Origin of the sequence: Caulobacter sp., from assembly GCF_017744445.1 — a bacterium.
GTDB lineage: Bacteria > Pseudomonadota > Alphaproteobacteria > Caulobacterales > Caulobacteraceae > Caulobacter.
Genome location: NZ_JAGIBH010000099.1, coordinates 1 through 645 on the forward strand (window position 1 = coordinate 1; position 645 = coordinate 645).

At 69.1% G+C, this 645-nt stretch carries 1 protein-coding gene; it reads left to right on the forward strand.

All coding sequences use genetic code 11. From position 1 onward, the window contains the following. The coding region (locus J7528_RS23865; protein ID WP_291879828.1) for a rhamnogalacturonan acetylesterase at window positions 1-645 on the forward strand (645 nt) is incomplete at both ends.

The window sequence follows — 645 nt, forward strand, 5'->3', positions numbered from 1 at the left end:
CACCAGCTCCGCCGCCTGCGTGAACCTCGCGCGCGGCGGGCGCAGCACCTATAGCTACCGGGCCGAAGGGAGCTGGGACCTCGCCTTGGCCGAGATGAAGACGCCGGGCTTTGTCAGGACCTATGTGCTGATCCAGTTCGGGCATAACGACCAGCCGGGCAAGCCGGGCCGCTCGACCGACCTTGCCACCGAGTTCCCGGCGAACCTCCGCCTCTATGTGAAGGAGGCGCGTGCTGCCGGCGCCGAGCCGATCCTGCTGACGCCGCTCACCCGCCGCCAGTTCAAGGGCGGGAAGCTCGACCGCGATCTCGATCCCTGGGCCGATGCGATCCGCAAGGTGGCGGCCGAGCTGGGCGTGCCTTTGGTTGATCTCAACAAGCGCAGCGCCGATGCCGTCGAGGCGCTGGGCCCGTCGATGGCCAATCGCTTTGCCCAGGTGGCGCCGGTGCGCGAAGTCTCGGCGATGGCGCTCACCGGCACGACGATCGCTAACCCGGCGGCAACCCCTGCGGCACCGGCTGCGCCGCAGAACAATGCCGCGGCCGAGCCGCTCGGCGATGCCAAGCTGGCGTTCGACTATACCCATCTCGGCCCGGTGGGCGCCGATTTCTTCTCGAAGATGGTGGCGGACGAGCTGGCGGTGGC